Annotated in this window: 15 protein-coding genes; 1 reads left to right on the top strand and 14 read right to left on the bottom strand. The window is 70.4% G+C overall.

Annotated elements, in window-relative coordinates; genetic code table 11:
• Positions 1-235 precede the first annotated feature (235 nt).
• The 14 genes from ACFU95_RS48865 to pyrR form a co-directional block, all read right to left on the bottom strand.
• Complete coding sequence (locus ACFU95_RS48865) at positions 236-2,389, bottom strand: primosomal protein N' (protein ID WP_383843676.1); 2,154 nt, start codon at positions 2,387-2,389, stop codon at positions 236-238.
• A 154-nt stretch (positions 2,390-2,543) separates the two neighbouring features.
• Positions 2,544-3,752, bottom strand: coding sequence for a methionine adenosyltransferase (gene metK / locus ACFU95_RS48860; RefSeq protein ID WP_383843673.1), 1,209 nt, complete (start codon positions 3,750-3,752; stop codon positions 2,544-2,546).
• Between the two features lie 231 nt (positions 3,753-3,983).
• Positions 3,984-5,195 carry a bifunctional phosphopantothenoylcysteine decarboxylase/phosphopantothenate--cysteine ligase CoaBC gene (gene coaBC / locus ACFU95_RS48855; RefSeq protein ID WP_383843670.1) on the bottom strand — a complete coding sequence of 404 codons (1,212 nt, stop codon included), beginning with the start codon at positions 5,193-5,195 and terminating at the stop codon, positions 3,984-3,986.
• 140 nt (positions 5,196-5,335) lie between these two features.
• On the bottom strand, positions 5,336-5,608 hold the full coding sequence (gene rpoZ, locus ACFU95_RS48850; RefSeq protein WP_030247008.1) for a DNA-directed RNA polymerase subunit omega: 273 nt from the start codon (positions 5,606-5,608) through the stop codon (positions 5,336-5,338).
• Between the two features lie 90 nt (positions 5,609-5,698).
• Positions 5,699-6,256, bottom strand: a complete 558-nt coding sequence (gmk, locus tag ACFU95_RS48845; protein ID WP_383843667.1) for a guanylate kinase — start codon at positions 6,254-6,256, stop codon at positions 5,699-5,701.
• A gap of 58 nt (positions 6,257-6,314) precedes the next feature.
• Complete coding sequence (locus ACFU95_RS48840; RefSeq protein ID WP_003977346.1) at positions 6,315-6,638, bottom strand: integration host factor; 324 nt, start codon at positions 6,636-6,638, stop codon at positions 6,315-6,317.
• A 298-nt stretch (positions 6,639-6,936) separates the two neighbouring features.
• Complete coding sequence (gene pyrF / locus ACFU95_RS48835; protein ID WP_383843664.1) at positions 6,937-7,782, bottom strand: orotidine-5'-phosphate decarboxylase; 846 nt, start codon at positions 7,780-7,782, stop codon at positions 6,937-6,939.
• Positions 7,779-8,894: a quinone-dependent dihydroorotate dehydrogenase gene (locus ACFU95_RS48830; protein WP_383843679.1), complete on the bottom strand. Its 1,116-nt coding sequence runs from the start codon at positions 8,892-8,894 to the stop codon at positions 7,779-7,781. The genes pyrF and ACFU95_RS48830 overlap by 4 nt, the downstream gene beginning before the upstream one ends.
• 82 nt (positions 8,895-8,976) lie before the next feature.
• Positions 8,977-12,285: a carbamoyl-phosphate synthase large subunit gene (gene carB / locus ACFU95_RS48825; protein WP_383843661.1), complete on the bottom strand. Its 3,309-nt coding sequence runs from the start codon at positions 12,283-12,285 to the stop codon at positions 8,977-8,979.
• Positions 12,278-13,450, bottom strand: coding sequence for a glutamine-hydrolyzing carbamoyl-phosphate synthase small subunit (gene carA, locus ACFU95_RS48820; protein ID WP_383843658.1), 1,173 nt, complete (start codon positions 13,448-13,450; stop codon positions 12,278-12,280). The genes carB and carA overlap by 8 nt, the downstream gene beginning before the upstream one ends.
• Positions 13,447-14,034, bottom strand: coding sequence for a hypothetical protein (locus tag ACFU95_RS48815; protein ID WP_383843656.1), 588 nt, complete (start codon positions 14,032-14,034; stop codon positions 13,447-13,449). Before ACFU95_RS48815 ends, carA begins: the two co-directional genes overlap by 4 nt.
• Positions 14,031-15,317, bottom strand: coding sequence for a dihydroorotase (locus ACFU95_RS48810; RefSeq protein WP_383843653.1), 1,287 nt, complete (start codon positions 15,315-15,317; stop codon positions 14,031-14,033). Before ACFU95_RS48810 ends, ACFU95_RS48815 begins: the two co-directional genes overlap by 4 nt.
• Before the next feature lie 5 nt (positions 15,318-15,322).
• Entirely contained in the window at positions 15,323-16,303 is a 981-nt protein-coding gene (locus ACFU95_RS48805) for an aspartate carbamoyltransferase catalytic subunit (RefSeq protein ID WP_370255841.1), read from the bottom strand.
• Between the two features lie 78 nt (positions 16,304-16,381).
• The gene (gene pyrR, locus ACFU95_RS48800; protein ID WP_383843650.1) at positions 16,382-16,951 is read right to left on the bottom strand and encodes a bifunctional pyr operon transcriptional regulator/uracil phosphoribosyltransferase PyrR; all 570 of its coding nucleotides are present in this window, start codon (positions 16,949-16,951) and stop codon (positions 16,382-16,384) included.
• A 253-nt stretch (positions 16,952-17,204) separates the two neighbouring features.
• Between pyrR and bldD the strand changes: the two genes are divergently transcribed.
• Positions 17,205-17,708 (top strand): transcriptional regulator BldD, encoded by a 504-nt coding sequence (gene bldD, locus ACFU95_RS48795; protein WP_004002691.1) that lies wholly within the window; start codon positions 17,205-17,207, stop codon positions 17,706-17,708.
• Positions 17,709-17,751 lie beyond the last annotated feature (43 nt).

The raw sequence follows: 17,751 nt of genomic DNA, 5'->3' as shown, positions 1-17,751 counted from the left end.
CACGTTCTTCGAACCTCAAGCCGTCCCCCAAGCCGCCTGAAACATCACCAATCAACCGACCCGCCCCTTGACGAAAGAGATAGGGGCACCCCCCCTCACTCTGCCCCTCCCGAAGCGCACCCGGGAGGGGCAGAGCCATGCCGGAGCCCATGGGCCCGCCCGCGACGTCAGCACCACCGCCGGCACATCACGGTCTCCAGGGCCCCGGGCAACCGGAAACAGGGGACAGCCGACCTCACCCGATGTCCGGCGGATCGATCCGAACCCGCACCGCGACCTCCGCACCCCCACGCGCCATCCGCGCCGCCTGCGCGGCCTTCAACGCGGACGCCAACGCGGCCCCGCTCCCGGGCGGCACCCGCACCAGCGCCCGGTCCCACTGCTCGCCGGGCGGCGGCGCCCCCACACGGCGCGGTCGTCCCACCGCCGTGACGGGCAGCGGCACGGGCCCCAACACCTCGGCGTCCGCCGGCAGTTCGGCCGTACGCAGAAACTCGGTGACGGCCTCCCCCGGACCGGCCACGGAAGCCATCCGGGACACCGGCGGAAACCCCAGTTCGGCCCGCTCACCGAGTTCCCGCACCGCGTGCCCGACCGGATCCCAGCGCACCAGCGCCTGCACGGGCCGCAGCGTGGGCTCGGCGACGACGACCACCGTCCCCCCGGCGCTCTGCGGCCGCACCAGGGACGCGGCCGCGATCCAGCGGCGCAACGCGTCCTCCCCGGCCCGCAGATCGGGCCGCCCGAGCATGGCCCAGCCGTCCAGCAGCAGGGCCGCCGCATAGCCGCCCTCGGCGACGGGCTCGGCCCCCGGCGTGCTCACGACCAGTGCGGGCGTGCCCGGCACGGTGTCCAGCACATGCTCACGCCCGGAGGTGCGGACCGGAACGGCGGGAAAGGCCCGCCCCAACTCCTCGGCGGTCCGCCGCGCCCCCACCACCTGAGCGCGCAGCCGGAACGCACCGCACTCCTGGCAGTGCCAGGCCCCTTCCTCGCGCCCGCACCACTCGCACCGCAGGTCGGCTCCGGAGCCGTGCGCCTCCAGCGGCCCGGCGCAGTGCCGACACCGAGCGGGGGCACGGCAGTTGGCGCAGGCCATCCGCGGCACGTACCCACGCCGGGGCACCTGCACCAGAACCGGCCCTTGCCGCAGCCCTTCCCGCACCGCCTGCCAGGCGAGGGTCGGCAGCCGAGCGGCCCGCGCGGCCTCGTCCCGCGCGAGATCCGCGTCCCCCACGGTCCGTACGAGCGCAGCCGCGCCCCGCACCTGTTCCCGCCCGGCGACCAGGGGCCGGGCCCACCCGCTCTCCACGAGCTGGGCCGCCTCGACGGTGCAGCTCCAACTCCCCAGCAGAAAGCCGCACTTGTCCTGGGCGGCCCGGAGCAACAGCACCTCACGCGCATGGGGCTGCGGGGCGTGCTGCTCGCTGTGGCTGTCGTCGCCGTCGTCCCAGAGGGCGACCAGCCCGAGGTCCCGCACGGGCGCGAACATGGCCGCCCGAGTCCCCACGACCGCCCGGACGCTCCCCCGCCGTACCGCGAGCCATTCCCGATACCGCTTCTCGGGCCCGGCGTCGGCGGTCAGCACCGCATGCCGTCCCTTGCCCATGAGCGCGGTCAGGGCGGCATCGACCCGCGCCACTGCCCGCCCGTCGGGCAGCACGACGAGCGCCCCCCGTCCGGAGGCGAGCGTCGCGGCGACGGCCCGGGCCAACTCCTCGCTCCACTCGGGTCCGGGCAGCGCGTTCCACACGGCACGCGGCGCACCCCCGGAGGCCAGCGACTCCAGAAACGCGCCCCCCCGCTCATACCGCCCCCAGGACCCCGTCCCGGGCCTGTCAGGGGCCGCGAGCGGCTCCGGTGACGGCCGCTGCTCGGCCCGCGCACTGCGCGGCGGCACGGCCAGCTGAAGCACATCGGCGAGGCCCCCCGCGTACCGATCGGCCACGGCCCGCGCGAGCCCGAGCAACTCCTCGCTCAGCACCCGCTCCGGCGAAACGACCTGTGCGAGCGCGGCGAGGGGTCCGGAGTAGTCGGACTCGGCGAGCCGCGCGACAAGGAACCCGTCGATGAGTCCCCCGCCCTCACGCCGCCCCTCCCGCACCCGATGCCGCCCGGCGCCGAATCGCACCCGCACCCGCACCCCGGGCTGCGCTTCGGCGTCGAGCTCCGCGGGCACGGCGTAGTCGAAGTACCGGTCGAGATGCAGCACGCCCTTGTCGACCAGCACCCGCGCGACCGGAAGCTCCTTCGCGAGCTCGGCCCCCCGCCAGGTCCTGGGCTTGGCCCGCGGCACCTTCGCCTGCCGCACACTCTCCCGAATGAGCGCGAGCTGCTCGGGCGACGCCCCCTCGGCCCCGCCACCGCCACTCTCGTTCTCGCTGCTCACACTTGCATTCCTACCAAACGCCACTGACAGCCGCCGCCGGCCCGGGACCGGCAGCGCACGGGACCACCCGTCACCGGACGGCAGGCCGTGCCCGTGAACACGGACGAGGCCCGGCTCCCGCCAGGGACACCGGGCCTCTTACAGCTGAGGAGCCTTACAGGCCCACTGCCTTCCGCAGCGCCTCCACCCGGTCCGTCCGCTCCCAGGTGAACTCCGGCAGCTCACGGCCGAAGTGGCCGTAGGCCGCGGTCTGGGCATAGATCGGGCGGAGCAGGTCCAGGTCACGGATGATCGCGGCCGGGCGCAGGTCGAAGACCGCTTCGATGGCCTTCTCGATCTTCTCGGCGTCGACCTTGGCGGTGCCGAAGGTCTCCACGAACAGGCCCACCGGCTCGGCCTTGCCGATCGCGTACGCCACCTGCACCTCGCAGCGCGAGGCGAGACCGGCCGCGACGACGTTCTTGGCGACCCAGCGCATCGCGTACGCCGCCGAACGGTCCACCTTGGACGGGTCCTTGCCGGAGAACGCGCCGCCGCCGTGACGGGCCATGCCGCCGTAGGTGTCGATGATGATCTTCCGGCCGGTCAGACCCGCGTCGCCCATCGGGCCACCGATCTCGAAGCGACCGGTGGGGTTGACCAGGAGGCGGTAGGTCTCGGTGTCGAGCTTGATGCCGTCGTCGAGCAGGGCCTTCAGCTCCGGCTCGACCACGAACTCCCGGATGTCGGGCGCGAGGAGGGAGTCGAGGTCGATGTCGCTCGCGTGCTGCGAGGAGACGACGACGGTGTCCAGGCGGACCGCCTTGTCGCCGTCGTACTCGATGGTGACCTGCGTCTTGCCGTCCGGGCGCAGGTAGGGGATGGTGCCGTTCTTGCGGACCTCGGAGAGGCGCTTGGACAGGCGGTGCGCCAGGAAGACCGGCAGCGGCATCAGCGTCGGCGTCTCGTCCGTCGCGTAACCGAACATCAGGCCCTGGTCACCGGCGCCCTGGCGGTCCAGCTCGTCCTCGTCGCCCTCGACCCGGGACTCGTACGCCGTGTCCACGCCCTGCGCGATGTCCGGCGACTGCGCGCCGATCGAGACCGAGACGCCGCAGGAAGCGCCGTCGAAGCCCTTCTTGGAGGAGTCGTAGCCGATCTCGAGAATCTTGTTGCGGACCAGCGTCGCGATGTCCGCGTACGTCTTGGTCGTGACCTCTCCGGCCACGTGCACCAGGCCGGTCGTGATCAGGGTCTCGACGGCGACGCGGGACGTCGGGTCCTCGCGCAGAAGCGCGTCGAGAATGGTGTCGCTGATCTGGTCAGCGATCTTGTCGGGGTGACCCTCGGTCACGGACTCCGAGGTGAACAGGCGACGGGACACAACGCTCCCTGTGGTTGCAGCGGCTGCTGGCTGATCATTGGCGGACGGGACGGGGGCTGCGCCCGGCGTCGTCCGAGAACAGTTTATCTGTCGCGCTCGGCCACCGGCCCACTGTCTCGCCTCTCGGGAGTGCTGTGACCTGCGGCACGGGCATTCTGCCCAATCCCACGCGCCCTTGGCCAGGGGCGCCACAACCGAATCGGACGGGGCTCGGGGGACACCCGCACCGCATCAAACATTCGCACCCAGGCGGCGCGCCACCAGGTCCCATACGGTTTCGGCCAGGGCCTCCTTGGGCCCGTACGGCACGGGTGTCTCGCTGCCGTCGGCCCCCAGTACGACCGCCTCGTTCTCCTCGGAGCCGAAGGTCTTGCGCTCTCCCACCTCGTTCACCACGAGGAGGTCGCACCCCTTGCGCTCCAGCTTCCGGCGGCCGTTGGCCAGGACGTCGTCCGTCTCGGCGGCGAAGCCGACGATCATCTGGCCGGGGCGGGCGCGGTCGGTCGAGATCTCCGCGAGGATGTCCGGATTCCGCACCAGGACGATGGGTTCCGGTTCCTGGCCGTCCTTCTTCTTGATCTTGCCGGTGGCGTACGCCGCCGGGCGGAAGTCCGCGACCGCCGCCGCCATCACCACGGCGTCGGCGTCCGCGGCCGCCTTGAGGACGGCCTCGCGCAGCTGTACGGCCGTCCCGACCTGGACGACGTCGATTCCGGCCGGGTCGGGCATCCCGGTGTTGGCGGCGATCAGCGTCACCCGGGCGCCCCGGGCGGCGGCGGTGCGGGCGAGGGCGTAGCCCTGCTTGCCGGAGGAGCGGTTGCCGAGGAAGCGGACCGGGTCCAGCGGCTCGCGCGTGCCTCCGGCGCTCACCACGATGTGCCGCCCCTTGAGGTCCGGCTCGGTGACCCCGCGGGCGAGCACGCGACGGCAGACCTCGAAGATCTCCGCGGGCTCGGGCAGCCGGCCCTTGCCGGTGTCGACGCCGGTCAGCCGGCCGACGGCCGGCTCGATGACGATCGCGCCGCGGCGGCGCAGCGTCGCCACGTTCTCCTGGGTGGCCGGGTGCTCCCACATCTCGGTGTGCATGGCCGGGGCGAAGACCACCGGGCAGCGCGCGGTCAGCAGGGTGTTGGTCAGCAGGTCGTCGGCGAGGCCGTGCGCGGCCTTGGCGAGCGTGTCGGCCGTGGCCGGGGCGACGACCACCAGGTCGGCCTGCTGTCCGATGCGCACGTGCGGGACCTCGTGGACGTCGTCCCAGACCTCCGTCGAGACGGGCTTGCCGGAGAGGGCGGACCAGGTGGCGGCGCCGACGAAGTGGAGCGCGGAGGCGGTGGGTACGACCCGGACGTCGTGCCCCGACTCGGTGAGCCTGCGCAGCAGCTCACAGGCCTTGTACGCGGCGATGCCGCCGCTGACCCCCAGAACGACCTTCGGCTTGCCCACCGGGCCTCCCACTCGTTGAACCGACGACTCCATGCTGCATCACAGCGGGGGACGCCCCTCGCACCCCCCGAGCAGACCACAGGCCCGACAGTCGCGCTGCCGGGCCTGTGGAAAAGCCAGCTCAAAGCTGAAAATACTACTTACTGCGCCGGGCCCTCGACGGCCTCGGACGTCAGCAGACCCGCGTTGATCTCGCGCAGGGAGATCGAGAGCGGCTTCTCGTGGACGTGAGTGTCCACCAGCGGACCGACGTACTCGAGGAGGCCCTCGCCGAGCTGCGAGTAGTACGCGTTGATCTGGCGGGCCCGCTTGGCCGCGTAGATCACGAGGCTGTACTTCGAGTCGGTGGCCTCGAGGAGCTCGTCGATCGGCGGGTTGATGATGCCCTCGGGCGCGGAGATGGAAGAGGACACGCTCTACCTTCCGATGGATGGGAAAGAATCAGTGCGAATGATCAAGCCTGAATGAACCTGAATCAATCAGTCACGATCAGACAGGCACGATCACACAACGTCCATCAAGGCTAGCAGCTCACGCGCCACGTCCTCGACGGAGGTGTTGACCAAGGTCACATCGAACTCCGGCTCGGCCGCCAGCTCGACCTTCGCCGCCTCCAGGCGGCGTTCGATCACCTCGGGCGACTCGGTGCCACGTCCGGTGAGTCTGCGTACGAGCTCCTCCCAGGAGGGAGGAGCCAGGAACACCAGCTGGGCCTCCGCCATGGACTCGCGGACCTGCCGGGCACCCTGGAGGTCGATCTCCAGGAGCACGGGCTCCCCCGCCTCCAACCGCTCCAGCACGGCCGCACGCGGCGTGCCGTAACGGTTGCCGGCGAACTCGGCCCACTCCAGCAGCTCACCGTTGGCGATCAGCTTGTCCATCTCCTCGTCGGTGACGAAGAAGTAGTGGACCCCGTGCCGCTCGCCCGGGCGGGGCTTGCGGGTCGTCGCCGACACCGAGAGCCAGACCTCGGGGTGTTCCTTGCGCATATGGGCGACGACCGTGCTCTTGCCGACCCCGGAGGGGCCGGAGAGCACGGTCAGCCGCGGACGTTCACTCATGCAGCGATTATTCCAGCAATCCCGGAGTGCCCGGGACTCCCGGTCCGGAGTACCCGGATCAGGAACCGGTGCTGCCGAACTCGCGCTCCAGGGAAGCGATCTGGTTCGAGCCGAGGCCACGCACACGGCGGCTCTCGGAGATGCCGAGTCGCTCCATGATCTGCTTGGCGCGGACCTTGCCCACGCCCGGCAGGGACTCGAGCAGGGCGGAGACCTTCATCTTGCCGATGACGTCGTTCTCCTGGCCCTGCTTGATGACCTCATGAAGGGAGGCGCCGGAGTGCTTGAGTCGATTCTTGACCTCGGCCCGCTCCCGGCGAGCCGCGGCGGCCTTTTCGAGCGCGGCTGCGCGCTGTTCAGGGGTAAGGGGCGGAAGAGCCACGCCTACGTCACCTCGGATGTTGACTGTCGGATACGGACCGGTGAGGAACCTAGTCGCCCCACACCTGGGGAGCTACGAGCAACACGCTTGCCCGTTCACTCTCGTCGGAGACTAGCGGCCAAGTCCGCCAGAGTCAGCGAGAACAGCGGAAAAGTCCTGGTCAGCCTCCATCAGGCCGGACATTTAGGACATAATGCCCCGGATTTGAGGATGTATTCAGACTCAAGTCGCCCCGGAGTCACTCACCGAAGGACTCATCGGAGGTCTCACCGAGCGGCTCGAACGCCCCTGACGGCGGTCAGACGCCCGACACAGCGTCCGCCACCTCGTCAGCGAAGCGTGACGCGGCGTCACGCAGTGCGACGACATCGGGACCGTGCCGCAGCACACCCCGGCTGACATTCGGTACGACGTTGCGTGCCGCGGCGCCGAAGACCCGGGGAAGGTCCGCCGGCGTGGCGCCCTGGGCCCCGATGCCGGGCGCGAGGAGCGGACCGTTGATGTCGAGGTCGTACGACGACAGGTCGCCGAGCGTGGCGCCGACGACCGCCCCGAAGGACCCCAGCGGCTCCTCCCCCACGTTCTCGGCCGCCAGGTGCGCGAGCATGGTCGCGCCGACGCTGCGGCCGTCCGCGCGGACCGCGTGCTGGACCTCGCCACCCTCCGGGTTCGAGGTCAGCGCGAGCACGAACAGGCCGGTACCGCTCTCCCGAGCCAGCGCGATCGCCGGCGACAGCGACCCGTAGCCGAGATACGGCGAGACCGTCAGCGCGTCCGAGAACAGCGGGGAGTCCTTGCGGAGGAAGGACTCGGCGTACGCGGCCATGGTCGAGCCGATGTCGCCGCGCTTGGCGTCCATCACCACCAGCGCCCCGGCCGCCCGCGCCTCCTCGACCGACTTCTCCAGCACGGCCACCCCGCGCGACCCGAAGCGCTCGAAGAACGCGCTCTGCGGCTTGAGCACCGCGACCCGGTCGGCCATCGCCTCGACCACCGTGCGACTGAACCGCTCCAGGCCGGCGACGTCGTCGTTCAGGCCCCACTCGGCGAGCAGGGACGCGTGCGGGTCGATGCCGACGCACAGGGGGCCACGCTCGTCCATCGCGCGGCGGAGGCGTGCACCGAAGGGTTCCAGAGCAGTCATGCGGCTTCCTCGGCCTTCCTGACGTCGGCGCCGACCGCGTCGGCGAGGGTGTCGTACGGGCTGGTGCGCAGGCGCGCGGCGAGCCCCTTGTGGATGGCACGGCCCCAGAAGGGCCCCTCGTAGATGAAGGCGCTGTACCCCTGGACCAGCGTGGCGCCGGCCAGGATCCGCTGCCAGGCGTCCTCGGCGTTCTCGACGCCCCCGACGCCCACCAGGGTGATCCGGTCGCCCACGCGCGCGTACAGGCGCCGCAGCACCTCCAGGGAGCGCGCCTTCAGGGGCGCGCCGGAGAGACCGCCGGCCTGCCCCACCAGCGAGGGTTCGGATTTCAAACCGAGGCTCTCGCGGGCGATGGTGGTGTTCGTGGCGATGATCCCGTCCAGACCGAGCTCGACGGCAAGGTCGGCGACCGCGTCGACGTCCTCGTCGGCCAGGTCCGGCGCGATCTTGACGAGCAGCGGCACTCGGCGGCTGGTCACCGTGCGGTCGGCGGCCTCGCGGACGGCGGTCAGGAGCGGGCGCAGCGACTCGGTGGCCTGGAGGTTGCGCAGGCCGGGCGTGTTGGGCGAGGAGACATTGACGACCAGGTAGTCGGCGTACGGCGCCAGCCGCTCCGTCGACTTCACGTAGTCGCCGACGGCCTCCGCCTCCGGGACGACCTTGGTCTTGCCGATGTTGACGCCCACGACGGTCCCGAAGACGGGCGTACGGGAGGCCAGACGGGCCGCCACGGCCAGCGAGCCCTCGTTGTTGAAGCCCATGCGGTTGATCAGCGCCCGGTCCTGCACAAGGCGGAACAGCCGCTTCTTGGGGTTGCCCGGCTGGGCCTCCCCCGTGACGGTGCCGATCTCGATGTGGTCGAAGCCCAGCATCGACATGCCGTCGATGGCGACCGCGTTCTTGTCGAAGCCGGCGGCGAGCCCGAAGGGGCCGTGCATGCGCAGCCCGAAGGCCTCGGTGCGCAGTTCCTTGTAGCGGGGCGCGAGTGCGGCGGCGACGAAGGTACGCAGCACGGGGATCCTGACGGCGAGTCGGATCCAGCGGAACGCCAGGTGGTGGGCCTGTTCCGGGTCCATCCGTCGGAAGACCAGTCGGAAGAACAGCTTGTACATCTCGGGAATCCTCAAGGTCCTCATGAAGACCGGGGTCCTCATGAAGAGGGGGACACCGTCTCCGGTGTCCCCCTCAGGGCTGCTAGTCGCGGGCCGCGGTCAGATGCTCGGCGTGTTCCTGGAGCGAACGGACGCCCACATCACCGTGGTTGAGGGCGTCGATGCCCTGGACGGCGGCGGCGAGAGCCTGGACCGTCGTCAGGCACGGGACCGACCGCGCCACGGCCGCCGTACGGATGTCGTAGCCGTCGAGGCGGCCGCCGGTGCCGTACGGGGTGTTGACGATGAGGTCGACCTCGCCGTCGTGGATGAGCTGGACGATGGTCTTCTCGCCGTTCGGGCCGGTGCCCTCGGACTGCTTGCGCACGACGGTGGCGTTGATGCCGTTGCGCTTGAGCACCTCGGCCGTGCCGGACGTCGCGAGCAGCTCGAAGCCGTGGGCGACCAGCTCGCGCGCCGGGAAGATCATCGAGCGCTTGTCGCGGTTGGCGACCGAGATGAACGCGCGGCCCTTGGTCGGCAGCGGACCGTACGCGCCCGCCTGCGACTTGGCGTACGCCGTGCCGAAGACGGAGTCGATGCCCATGACCTCGCCGGTGGAGCGCATCTCCGGGCCGAGGACGGTGTCGACGCCGCGCCCGTGGATGTCGCGGAAGCGCGACCACGGCATGACGGCCTCCTTGACGGAGATCGGCGCGTCGAACGGGAGCTCGCCGCCGTCGCCGGTCGCCGGGAGGAGGCCCTCGGCACGCAGGTCGGCGATCGTCGCGCCCAGCGAGATCCGGGCGGCGGCCTTGGCCAGCGGGACCGCGGTCGCCTTCGAGGTGAAGGGAACCGTACGGGACGCGCGCGGGTTGGCCTCCAGGACGTAGAGGATGTCGCCGGCCATCGCGAACTGGATGTTGATCAGGCCGCGCACGCCGACGCCCTTGGCGATGGCCTCGGTCGAGGCGCGCAGGCGCTTGATGTCGAAGCCGCCCAGCGTGATCGGCGGCAGCGCGCACGCGGAGTCGCCGGAGTGGATGCCGGCCTCCTCGATGTGCTCCATGACGCCGCCGAGGTACAGCTCCTCGCCGTCGTAGAGCGCGTCGACGTCGATCTCGATCGCGTCGTCCAGGAACCGGTCGACGAGGACCGGCCGCGAGGGGCTGATCTCGGTCGACTCGGCGATGTAGGACGCGAGCCGCGTCTCGTCGTACACGATCTCCATGCCGCGTCCGCCGAGCACGTACGACGGCCGTACCAGGACCGGGTAGCCGATCTCGTCGGCGATGGCCTTGGCGCCGGCGAAGGTGGTGGCGGTGCCGTGCTTGGGGGCCGGCAGACCCGCCTCGGCGAGGACGCGGCCGAAGGCGCCACGGTCCTCGGCGGCGTGGATGGCCTCCGGGGAGGTGCCGACGATCGGCACGCCGTTGTCCTTCAGTGCCTGCGACAGGCCCAGCGGGGTCTGTCCGCCCAGCTGCACCACCACGCCCGCGACCGGACCGGCCTGCTGCTCCGCGTGGACGATCTCCAGCACGTCTTCCAGCGTCAGCGGCTCGAAGTACAGGCGGTCGGAGGTGTCGTAGTCCGTGGAGACGGTCTCCGGGTTGCAGTTGACCATCACGGTCTCGTACCCGGCGTCGCTCAGCGCGAAGGAGGCGTGGACGCAGGAGTAGTCGAACTCGATGCCCTGGCCGATGCGGTTGGGGCCGGAACCCAGGATGATGACGGCCGGCTTCTCCCGCGGAGCGACCTCGCTCTCCTCGTCGTACGAGGAGTAGAAGTACGGCGTTCTGGCCGCGAACTCGGCGGCGCAGGTGTCGACCGTCTTGTAGACCGGACGGATGCCGAGGGCGTGCCGGACCTCGCGCACGACGTCCTCGCGCAGCCCGCGGATGTCGCCGATCTGCTGGTCGGAGAAGCCGTGCCGCTTGGCCTCGGCGAGCAGCTCGGGGGTGAGCTTCGGGGTCTCGGCGATCTCGTCGGCGATCTCCTTGATGAGGAAGAGCTGGTCGACGAACCAGGGGTCGATCTTCGTGTACTCGAAGACCTCCTCCTGGGTGGCGCCCGCGCGGATCGCCTGCATGACGGCGTTGATGCGGCCGTCGGTGGGCCGTACGGCCTCGCGCAGCAGCTCGGTCTTGTCGCCGGGCTCGCCCACGAACGTGAACTGGCTGCCCTTCTTCTCCAGCGAGCGCAGCGCCTTCTGGAAGGCCTCGGTGAAGTTGCGGCCGATGGCCATGGCCTCGCCGACCGACTTCATGGTCGTGGTCAGCGTGGAGTCGGCCTGTGGGAACTTCTCGAAGGCGAAGCGCGGGGCCTTCACGACCACGTAGTCGAGCGTCGGCTCGAAGGAGGCCGGGGTCTCCTGTGTGATGTCGTTCGGGATCTCGTCGAGCGTGTAGCCGACGGCCAGCTTGGCGGCGATCTTGGCGATCGGGAAACCGGTCGCCTTGGAGGCGAGCGCCGAGGACCGCGACACACGCGGGTTCATCTCGATGACGATGACCCGGCCGTCCTCGGGGTTGACCGCGAACTGGATGTTGCAGCCGCCGGTGTCGACGCCGACCTCGCGGATCACGGCGATGCCGATGTCGCGCAGGGTCTGGTACTCGCGGTCGGTGAGCGTCATCGCGGGGGCGACGGTGATCGAGTCACCGGTGTGCACGCCCATGGGGTCGAAGTTCTCGATGGAGCAGACGACCACGACGTTGTCGTGCTTGTCGCGCATCAGCTCCAGCTCGTACTCCTTCCAGCCGAGGATGGACTCCTCCAGGAGCACCTCGGTGGTGGGAGACAGGGTCAGGCCCTGGCCGGCGATGCGGCGCAGCTCCTCCTCGTCGTGCGCGAAGCCGGAGCCGGCGCCGCCCATGGTGAAGGACGGGCGCACGACCACCGGGTAGCCGCCGAGCGTCTCGACGCCCGCGAGGACGTCCTCCATGGAGTGGCAGATGACCGAGCGGGCGGACTCGCCGTGGCCGATCTTGCCGCGGACGGCCTCGACGACGTCCTTGAAGAGGTCGCGGTCCTCGCCCTTGTTGATGGCCTCGACGTTGGCGCCGATCAGCTCGACGCCGTACTTCTCCAGGGTGCCGGCCTCGCTCAGCGAGATCGCCGTGTTGAGGGCCGTCTGGCCGCCCAGGGTGGGCAGCAGGGCGTCCGGGCGCTCCTTGGCGATGATCTTCTCGACGAACTCCGGGGTGATCGGCTCGACGTAGGTGGCGTCGGCGATCTCCGGGTCGGTCATGATCGTCGCCGGGTTGGAGTTGACGAGGATGACCCTGAGGCCCTCGGCGCGCAGGATGCGGCACGCCTGGGTGCCGGAGTAGTCGAACTCGGCGGCCTGGCCGATGACGATCGGGCCGGAGCCGATGACCAGGACGGACTGGATATCGGTGCGCTTAGGCACGCTGGCCCTCCATCGGAGCTGTGCTCATCAAAGACGTGAAGCGGTCGAACAGGTAGGCGGCGTCGTGCGGACCGGCTGCCGCTTCGGGGTGGTACTGGACACTGAAGGCCGGCTGGTCGAGCAGTTGGAGGCCCTCCACCACGTTGTCGTTGAGGCAGACGTGGGAGACCTCGGCGCGGCCGTAGGGGGTGTCGGAGACCTTGTCGAGCGGGGCGTCGACGGCGAAGCCGTGGTTGTGCGCGGTGACCTCGACCTTGCCGGTCGTGCGGTCCTGCACCGGCTGATTGATGCCGCGGTGGCCGTACTTCAGCTTGTAGGTGCCGAACCCGAGTGCGCGGCCCAGGATCTGGTTGCCGAAGCAGATACCGAAGAGCGGGGTCTTGCGCTCCAGCACGCCCTGCATGACGGAGACGGCGTGGTCGGCGGTGGCCGGGTCGCCGGGACCGTTGGAGAAGAAGACACCGTCCGGGTTCACGGCGTAGATGTCGTCGACGCTCGCCGTGGCGGGCAGCACGTGCACCTCGATGCCGCGCTCGGCCATCCGGTGCGGGGTCATGCCCTTGATGCCGAGGTCGACGGCGGCGACGGTGAACTTCTTCGTGCCGATCGCCGGGACGACGTAGGCCTCCTTGGTGGCGACCTCGGCGGAGAGGTCGGCGCCCTTCATCTCGGGGGCCTGGCGGACCTCGGCGAGCATGGTGCCCTCGTCGGGCAGCGCGTTGCCGGAGAAGATGCCGACGCGCATGGCGCCGCGCTCCCTCAGGTGACGGGTCAGCGCGCGGGTGTCGATGCCGGAGATCCCGACGACGCCCTGGTGGCGCAGCTCGTCGTCCAGTGAGCGCCGGGAGCGCCAGTTGGACGGCACGCGCGCGGGGTCGCGTACGACGTATCCGGCGACCCAGATCTGCTTGCTCTCCGGGTCCTCGTCGTTGACGCCGGTGTTGCCGACGTGCGGGGCGGTCATCACGACGACCTGGCGGTGGTACGACGGGTCGGTGAGGGTCTCCTGGTAGCCGGTCATGCCGGTGGAGAACACGGCCTCGCCGAAGGTCACCCCCACGGCCCCGTAGGCGCGGCCGTGGAAGATCCGGCCGTCCTCCAGGACGAGTACGGCGGGAGCCGCCTTGTGCCTCGGCGAGGCGGTCCCCTGGATGGAGGTCGTCATCGTTCGGCGCCTTCCGTGCTGTTGGTGTTGATCATGGAGTTAATGACGTCGACCCACTCGTTGTGCTCCGCCGCGTGGTCCGAGCGGAACCCGGAGTCGATCAGGCGTTCGCCGTGCGCCCAGGTCACGACGAGCAGTCCGCCCTCGGTCAGGACCTTGCCGGCGATGCCCTTGTCGAGCCGGGCCTCGCGCAGCCGGTCGGCCGGGACGAAGAAGTCGGTCGCGCCGGGGCGTACGACGTCCAGTCCCGCGTCCGTCAGCGTGAGCTCGACCCGGCTGCGGGTGCCGAGGCCGTGCGCCACGATGCGGTCCAGCCACTGACCTGCCGTGGTCGAGCCGTGGTAGCGGCCGCTCATGCCCAGTCTGGCCGGGCCGGGGTCGTCCGGCGCGCTGGGCAGCTCGGGCAGGTCGCCCTGGAGCGTGCCCCGCCACTTCCAGCCCTCGCGCATCAGCCAGTAGACGAGCGCGACGAAGAGGGCGAGTCCGACGACCCAGCCGACGCGGGCGGCCCAGTCGGTCACTTCGGCCGACTTCTGATCGGCCGCGAGCCCGGATCCGGCTGCGAGCAGTGTTGCAGGTGTCACGTGAGCTTCCCGTCGACGAGCGTGGCCTTGCCCCGGAGCCACGTGTGCGTCACACGGCCCGGCAGCTCACGCCCCTCGTACGGAGTGTTGCGGCTGCGCGAGGCGAAGCCCTCGGGGTCCACGGACCCACGGTATTCCGTGTCGACGAGCGTGAGGTTGGCGGGCTCACCAGCCGAGACGGGTCGGCCGTGCCCCTTGGCCTGCCCGATCCCGGCGGGCTTGAAGGACATGCGCTCGGCCACCCCGGCCCAGGTGAGGAGCCCGGTGTCCACCATGGTCTCCTGCACCACTGACAGCGCGGTCTCCAGGCCGACCATCCCCATGGCGGCGGCGGCCCACTCGCAGTCCTTGTCCTCGTGCGGGTGCGGGGCGTGGTCGGTGGCGACGATGTCGATCGTGCCGTCGGCGAGTGCCTCGCGCAGGGCCAACACGTCACGCTCGGTGCGCAGCGGCGGGTTCACCTTGTAGACCGGGTTGTAGCTGCGGACCAGCTCGTCGGTGAGGAGGAGGTGGTGCGGGGTGACCTCGGCGGTCACGTCGATGCCGCGGGACTTGGCCCAGCGCACGATCTCCACCGATCCCGCGGTCGAGAGGTGGCAGATGTGCACGCGGGAGCCGACGTGCTCGGCGAGCAGGACGTCCCGGGCGATGATCGACTCCTCGGCCACCGCGGGCCAGCCCCCGAGCCCCAGCTCGGCGGAGACGATGCCCTCGTTCATCTGGGCGCCCTCGGTCAGCCGCGGCTCCTGCGCGTGCTGGGCGACGACGCCGCCGAAGGCCTTCACGTACTCCAGCGCCCGGCGCATGATCACGGCGTCGTCGACGCACTTGCCGTCGTCGGAGAAGACGGTGACGCCGGCGGCCGACTCGTGCATGGCGCCCAGCTCGGCGAGCTTCTTGCCCTCCAGGCCGACGGTCACGGCACCGATGGGCTGCACGTCGCAGTAGCCATGCTCCTGGCCGAGCCGGTAGACCTGCTCGACGACACCGGCGGTGTCGGCGACCGGGAAGGTGTTGGCCATGGCGAAGACGGCCGTGTAGCCGCCGGAGGCGGCCGCGCGCGTGCCGGTCAGCACGGTCTCGGAGTCCTCGCGCCCCGGCTCACGCAAGTGGGTGTGCAGGTCGACGAGCCCCGGCAGCAGCACCTTGCCGGCGGCCTCGACGACCTCGGCGCCCTCGTCCGAGAGCCCGGCTCCGACCGCCTCGATGACGCCACCGTCGATCAGGACGTCCTGCGGCTCGCCACCGAGCACCTTCGCACCACGGATCAGGATCTTGCTCATCTGTCTTACTTCTCCTCGGTGGTACGGGCGTGGGTGAGGGCGGGTTCGTTGCCTCCGAGCAGCAGATACAGAACGGCCATCCGGATGGACACTCCGTTTGCGACCTGCTCGACGACGGTGCAGCGGTCCGAGTCGGCGACCTCGGCGGTGATCTCCATGCCCCGCACCATCGGGCCGGGGTGCATCACGATCGCGTGCTCGGGCATCCGCGCCATGCGGTCGCCGTCGAGGCCGTATCGCCGCGAGTACTCGCGCTCGGTCGGGAAGAACGCGGCGTTCATGCGCTCGCGCTGCACGCGCAGCATCATCACCGCGTCGGTCTTCGCCAGGGTGCTGTCGAGGTCGTACGACACCTCGCAGGGCCACGTCTCGACGCCGACCGGCACCAGGGTCGGCGGGGCGACCAGGGTGACCTCGGCGCCGAGGGTGTGCAGCAGGTCGACGTTGGAGCGGGCGACCCGGCTGTGCAGGACGTCGCCGACGATCGTGATGCGCCGGCCGGCGAGGTCCTGGCCGAGCCCGGCGTCCCGGCCGACGAGCCGGCGCCGCATGGTGAAGGCGTCCAGCAGGGCCTGGGTGGGGTGCTGGTGGGTGCCGTCACCGGCGTTGATGACGGCGGCGTCGATCCAGCCGGAGTTGGCGAGGCGGTACGGGGCCCCGGAGGCGCCGTGCCGGATGACGACGGCGTCGACGCCCATGGCCTCCAGGGTCTGGGCGGTGTCCTTCAGGGACTCGCCCTTGGAAACGCTCGACCCCTTGGCGGTGAAGTTGATGACGTCCGCGGACAGGCGCTTCTCCGCGGCTTCGAAGGAGATACGCGTGCGCGTGGAGTCCTCGAAGAAGAGGTTCACGACGGTGCGGCCGCGCAGGGTCGGCAGCTTCTTGATCGGCCGGTCGGCGACCCGGGCCATCTCCTCGGCGGTGTCGAGGATCAGGACGGCGTCGTCGCGGGTGAGGTCGGCGGCCGAGATGAGATGACGCTGCATCTGTCAGGCTCCGTAAGGCAGTTCGGGAGATTACGGGCAAGTGCGGGCATGCCGAAGGGAGGCGTTCCCGCCGGCTTGCTACGGGGTCTGCTTCGCACCGAGCAGCACGGTGTCGCGACCGTCCTCCTCGGCGAGCTGGACCTTGACCGTCTCCCGCAACGACGTGGGGAGGTTCTTGCCGACGTAGTCGGCGCGGATGGGTAGTTCGCGGTGGCCCCGGTCGACGAGGACCGCGAGCTGGACCGCGCGCGGACGACCGATGTCGTTCAGCGCGTCGAGGGCGGCGCGGATGGTGCGGCCGGAAAAGAGGACGTCGTCGACGAGGATGACGAGGCGGCCGTCGATGCCGTCACCGGGGATCTCGGTGCGGGCCAGCGCACGCGGCGGGTGCATGCGCAGGTCGTCGCGGTACATGGTGATGTCGAGCGAGCCGACCGGGATCTTGCGCTCGGTGATCTGCTCCAGCTTGGCGGCGAGCCGCTGGGCGAGGAAGACGCCGCGGGTCGGAATGCCGAGGAGCACCACGTCGTCGGCGCCCTTGGCGCGTTCGACGATCTCATGGGCGATGCGGGTCAACACCCGCGCGATGTCAGGGCCTTCGAGAACGGGCCGGGCGTCGGACGCTTGCGTGTCCTGCTGGCTGTCCATACGAAAGGGACCTCCTTCTCCGCCTCACGGGACGGACCTTAAAGGACGTCTGGTTTGCGCCATCCACCGTAGCAGGCCGACGCCCCGCTTCCGTTCACCCCCTTGGCCTAATCGGCCACCGATAGCACGGAAGCGTCGGTGTGGACCATTCGGCTTGACGCGCCAGAGTAACGCTGCGTAACCTCACAGTGAGTTACCAACCGCGCGGCATGGAACCCAAGCCGGCCGCGTCGACCCAGTGCCGGGGAGCTATATGTCCAGCGAATACGCCAAACAGCTCGGGGCCAAGCTCCGGGCCATCCGCACCCAGCAGGGCCTTTCTCTTCACGGTGTCGAGGAGAAGTCCCAGGGACGCTGGAAGGCCGTTGTGGTCGGTTCCTACGAGCGCGGGGACCGCGCCGTGACCGTGCAGCGCCTCGCCGAGTTGGCGGATTTCTATGGCGTCCCGGTGCAGGAACTGCTCCCGGGCACGACTCCGGGCGGCGCCGCCGAGCCGCCGCCGAAGCTGGTCCTGGACCTGGAGCGGCTGGCCCATGTACCGGCCGAGAAGGCGGGCCCCCTGCAGCGGTACGCCGCGACGATCCAGTCGCAGCGCGGTGACTACAACGGCAAGGTGCTCTCGATCCGCCAGGACGACCTGCGCACACTCGCCGTCATCTACGACCAGTCGCCCTCGGTCCTCACCGAGCAGCTGATCAGCTGGGGTGTGCTGGACGCGGACGCGCGTCGCGCGGTCTCCCACGCCGAGGAGAGCTGAGCGCTCCGGAGGGTTGAGCCCCTTCAGCAGAAACGTGGCGACA

This window comes from Streptomyces sp. NPDC057623 (assembly GCF_042800355.1).
Taxonomy (GTDB): domain Bacteria; phylum Actinomycetota; class Actinomycetes; order Streptomycetales; family Streptomycetaceae; genus Streptomyces.
This window is presented reverse-complemented; position numbering and strand designations above follow the sequence as displayed.

Excerpts from the sequence above, each read along its gene's own strand:
- gmk (WP_383843667.1), bottom strand. The coding sequence starts at position 6,256 with ATGAGTGAACGTCCGCGGCTGACCGTGCTCTCCGGCCCCTCCGGGGTC.
- pyrF (WP_383843664.1), bottom strand. The coding sequence starts at position 7,782 with ATGACTGCTCTGGAACCCTTCGGTGCACGCCTCCGCCGCGCGATGGAC.
- ACFU95_RS48830 (WP_383843679.1), bottom strand. The coding sequence starts at position 8,894 with ATGTACAAGCTGTTCTTCCGACTGGTCTTCCGACGGATGGACCCGGAA.
- carA (WP_383843658.1), bottom strand. The coding sequence starts at position 13,450 with ATGACGACCTCCATCCAGGGGACCGCCTCGCCGAGGCACAAGGCGGCT.
- ACFU95_RS48810 (WP_383843653.1), bottom strand. The coding sequence starts at position 15,317 with ATGAGCAAGATCCTGATCCGTGGTGCGAAGGTGCTCGGTGGCGAGCCG.
- ACFU95_RS48805 (WP_370255841.1), bottom strand. The coding sequence starts at position 16,303 with ATGCAGCGTCATCTCATCTCGGCCGCCGACCTCACCCGCGACGACGCC.
- pyrR (WP_383843650.1), bottom strand. The coding sequence starts at position 16,951 with ATGGACAGCCAGCAGGACACGCAAGCGTCCGACGCCCGGCCCGTTCTC.
- bldD (WP_004002691.1), top strand. The coding sequence starts at position 17,205 with ATGTCCAGCGAATACGCCAAACAGCTCGGGGCCAAGCTCCGGGCCATC.